Source organism: Methanolobus sp., assembly GCF_016278385.1.
GTDB lineage: Archaea > Halobacteriota > Methanosarcinia > Methanosarcinales > Methanosarcinaceae > Methanolobus.
The window spans coordinates 1-2,501 of record NZ_JADQBY010000022.1; the positions used below are offsets into that span (position 1 = coordinate 1).

Annotated in this window: 9 protein-coding genes; all 9 read left to right on the forward strand. The window is 47.8% G+C overall.

Annotation, left to right across the window (positions count from 1 at the left end; all coding sequences use genetic code 11):
* The first annotated feature begins 236 nt into the window (after positions 1-236).
* The gene (locus QZZ23_RS09940; protein ID WP_292469555.1) at positions 237-464 is read left to right on the forward strand and encodes a hypothetical protein; all 228 of its coding nucleotides are present in this window, start codon (positions 237-239) and stop codon (positions 462-464) included.
* On the forward strand, positions 461-601 hold the full coding sequence (locus QZZ23_RS09945) for a hypothetical protein (RefSeq protein ID WP_292469558.1): 141 nt from the start codon (positions 461-463) through the stop codon (positions 599-601). Before QZZ23_RS09940 ends, QZZ23_RS09945 begins: the two co-directional genes overlap by 4 nt.
* On the forward strand, positions 602-748 hold the full coding sequence (locus QZZ23_RS09950) for a hypothetical protein (protein WP_292469561.1): 147 nt from the start codon (positions 602-604) through the stop codon (positions 746-748).
* Positions 748-1,092: a hypothetical protein gene (locus QZZ23_RS09955; protein WP_292469565.1), complete on the forward strand. Its 345-nt coding sequence runs from the start codon at positions 748-750 to the stop codon at positions 1,090-1,092. Before QZZ23_RS09950 ends, QZZ23_RS09955 begins: the two co-directional genes overlap by 1 nt.
* A complete protein-coding gene (locus tag QZZ23_RS09960) occupies positions 1,089-1,301 on the forward strand; it encodes a hypothetical protein (protein WP_292469568.1) in 213 nt (70 codons plus the stop codon). The genes QZZ23_RS09955 and QZZ23_RS09960 overlap by 4 nt, the downstream gene beginning before the upstream one ends.
* Entirely contained in the window at positions 1,298-1,441 is a 144-nt protein-coding gene (locus QZZ23_RS09965) for a hypothetical protein (protein WP_292469571.1), read from the forward strand. The genes QZZ23_RS09960 and QZZ23_RS09965 overlap by 4 nt, the downstream gene beginning before the upstream one ends.
* Positions 1,438-1,761: a hypothetical protein gene (locus QZZ23_RS09970; protein ID WP_292469573.1), complete on the forward strand. Its 324-nt coding sequence runs from the start codon at positions 1,438-1,440 to the stop codon at positions 1,759-1,761. The genes QZZ23_RS09965 and QZZ23_RS09970 overlap by 4 nt, the downstream gene beginning before the upstream one ends.
* A 244-nt stretch (positions 1,762-2,005) precedes the next feature.
* Positions 2,006-2,311 (forward strand): hypothetical protein, encoded by a 306-nt coding sequence (locus tag QZZ23_RS09975; RefSeq protein ID WP_292469575.1) that lies wholly within the window; start codon positions 2,006-2,008, stop codon positions 2,309-2,311.
* Positions 2,308-2,501, forward strand: a 194-nt coding sequence (locus QZZ23_RS09980; protein ID WP_292469577.1) for a hypothetical protein, incomplete at its 3' end; no start/stop codon positions are given. The genes QZZ23_RS09975 and QZZ23_RS09980, both read left to right, overlap by 4 nt.

Genomic DNA, 2,501 nt, shown 5'->3' on the forward strand with positions numbered 1-2,501 from the left:
AACAATAGCAAAAAGAATAAATACAATACAGCTCTTTTTTTTATGTGTATAACAATTGCAATACAATTGTTGTAACTGAGGTATATCAATGGAAGACGTTACAATCGCGTTCCGGTGCCCGGTTAAACTCGCTGACAAAGTAGACGCGTATATTCAAAATGGCGAATACATGAACCGAGGAGACGCGGGGCGTGACCTCCTAAGACTAGGAATGCAAATGAAGGAGATTGAAAGAAATGAAAAGAAACAAACCCTTGCTAACAACATCTGTTTCCCCACTAACTGAGAAACAGCTTGACGTATTGGTCGGTTCGCATCACCTGTTTTCAAGCAGGTCTGATGCAGTAGAGAAAGCAATAGGCATGCTGTTCTGTGCGCTGAACAGTAAAAATCTGTGCGAGAATGCAGAGCAGTATGGAATAAGCCTACATGGAAACATGGCAGGTACGGCGGTGGAAGCATGACCGACGAACTCTCCCTGGAAGAGCAGGCCAGACAGTTCATTGAACAAAAACCCTACCGACTCGAGCAGTGGGAATCGGGTTCACCTCTACAACAGATGCTTGCAAGAGCCACCAAGAAAATTGCCGGGGTGGAGTAGATGTCTGTTCCTTACAAAGGCTCCCTGGAAGATGCCATCGAGAAGTATGACCTCAGATACGACGAAGAACTGGAGTTTCCCGACGACGTTCACGAGACTGAAGATTACCTGATAACTGTCCAGAAGATCATCGGAGTGGTTGACTAATGGCATCCCGACGCAGCAAAAAGCACGGAGTCACACCTGGAACCATCCGTGGAAAGGATAAGAACTGGCTCTCGGAAGGCCAGGATCAACGCAGGTACAACTATGCACAGGATACCGTGAACACAGCAGTTGGTAGAAACAGGCCGTGTCCAAAATGCAGAGGCACATCTGGCTGTTTTAATGCAGCTGTCCTCAAGGGATATGGTGCAAGATCGTGGTGGTCATGTTCGGAATGTGGACATGAGTACATCATGGAGATATCTCCAGAGAAGATGGAGCAATACTACCAGGAAGATCTTGCCAAAATGGTTGACCGAATGAAAGCACCGGAGGCCGAAGCATGACCCTCGTACCCATTCCTCAACTAAACCAACTGACCCGCACCATGTATCCGGGAGCACAGGAGAAAGTAGACCAACGCTTATGCCCACAGTGCGGAACAAAGATCGATCCGGAACAATTCCAGGACGGACTATCTCTGCATGAATACATGACGTCCGGCCTCTGTCAATCATGCCAGAACCGTGTCTTTGGAAAGGAGGTCTTTGCATGATCTCCGAGATTCCCGAAATCAAAGACGGTCGTACAGTTTCTGCCTGCATCTGCAGCAAGGGACATACGTTCAATGTCTCCTGGGAGTGCAGAACGAATGCAATTTACTGTCCTAAATGTAACGAGCGGGTGGAAGCATGAGCACTGCAAAAGTCAGAGAAAGAAAAACATGCTCCTCATGTGGTTCCTTGCGTGTCAGAAAAAGAAAGACAAAAAAAGACCATGTCTGCGAACGATGTGGCCTCTCCATGACTACGCCGAAATATGCCTCCCGGCCAGAAGTGTTGCTAAGCGGTGGAGTCACTCGAGCTGAGCGAAAACAACGACTGGATGTACTCAAAGCAGCGCGGGAGAATAATCCAGGGATGACTCCAAAGGATGCTATTTTCATGGGTGTTGAAACACCGTACTATATCACCCGATACTGGGACAAATGTTCTCCCGAAGGAGCCACCGTATGATTATCCAAAGAGGCACGGTTCCCGATCCATCGTGCCTCTCTACCTCCATTACAACAAGACTCCATGGCCAGCCGTCGGACTGCTTTGCAGCGACTAGGAAGGATGCTGGTAATCCGGTTCGACTCCGGACGGTGTCATTTGCCTGCAGCGATAGATTCTGTACCACCCTAGCACCGAAACTAAAAACAAAATAACCCCTCACTCGCTGCAGGTACCTCCTATAAAATGAAAAGGAAAATCGAAAATGAAAGATTGTGAACTAACAATTGGAATTGATATGAGAAAGTTTCCAGAGGACTTCTGGACAGGCGACAGGAAAAACCCATTCATGCGGTTGAATCCTCAGCAGATGGATGATGTTGAAGGATGGGTACTTGGACAACTACCCAACCATAACGATTTTTGCGCAGAATTGATTGGAAGAGTACCAATCCCAGTTGCTGCTTTAATTGGTGGCCTTTTGATGGACGCCGGCTGTCAGAAACTGACATGTGTTCACCCAGGTAGTAGCGTCCTGACGGTCTGGGACAACACGGAGGCTGCACAATGACGGAAGAACCTGCATCCGAGAGAAAGATAACTTTCACGCAGATATATGATATTCGCACAAAGGTGGGCGCAGAGGTTGATTCAAAGGGCAACATCAAGCCGTCTGCACAGGTAGAGATCACTCGCAAGCTGGAGAATGGGGAAGATATCTACGAGCTGATACATGCAGACATGGAAAGAGGTCTGGAAGA

Coding starts and splice junctions, on each gene's coding strand:
- QZZ23_RS09940 (WP_292469555.1), top strand. CDS start 237: ATGAAAAGAAACAAACCCTTGCTAACAACATCTGTTTCCCCACTAACT.
- QZZ23_RS09945 (WP_292469558.1), top strand. CDS start 461: ATGACCGACGAACTCTCCCTGGAAGAGCAGGCCAGACAGTTCATTGAA.
- QZZ23_RS09950 (WP_292469561.1), top strand. CDS start 602: ATGTCTGTTCCTTACAAAGGCTCCCTGGAAGATGCCATCGAGAAGTAT.
- QZZ23_RS09955 (WP_292469565.1), top strand. CDS start 748: ATGGCATCCCGACGCAGCAAAAAGCACGGAGTCACACCTGGAACCATC.
- QZZ23_RS09960 (WP_292469568.1), top strand. CDS start 1,089: ATGACCCTCGTACCCATTCCTCAACTAAACCAACTGACCCGCACCATG.
- QZZ23_RS09965 (WP_292469571.1), top strand. CDS start 1,298: ATGATCTCCGAGATTCCCGAAATCAAAGACGGTCGTACAGTTTCTGCC.
- QZZ23_RS09970 (WP_292469573.1), top strand. CDS start 1,438: ATGAGCACTGCAAAAGTCAGAGAAAGAAAAACATGCTCCTCATGTGGT.
- QZZ23_RS09975 (WP_292469575.1), top strand. CDS start 2,006: ATGAAAGATTGTGAACTAACAATTGGAATTGATATGAGAAAGTTTCCA.